A 207-nucleotide genomic window follows, 5' to 3' on the forward strand; every position below is an offset into this window, starting at 1 on the left:
GCAGAACGCCACCGCCAGCCAGGTCGCCAGCGGCGGCAGCCTGACGATCAAGGCAACCGACAATGTCAACGTCATCGGCAGTTCCGCCAAGGCGGGAACGACGCTCGAGGTGACTGCCGACAATGGTTCGGTGGCCGTGGTGTCGACCGATGTCGCCCGCAACAACCAATCCGGCTACACCAGGACCCTCTCCACCGACCAGCAGCA

1 protein-coding gene is annotated in these 207 nt (G+C 64.7%); it reads left to right on the top strand.

What is annotated here, in order from left to right:
- Positions 1-207: hemagglutinin repeat-containing protein (locus AF337_RS03050; protein WP_152970877.1), on the top strand; the 207-nt coding region annotated here is incomplete at both ends.

This window comes from Rhizobium ecuadorense (assembly GCF_001187535.1).
GTDB classification, from domain to species: domain Bacteria; phylum Pseudomonadota; class Alphaproteobacteria; order Rhizobiales; family Rhizobiaceae; genus Rhizobium; species Rhizobium ecuadorense.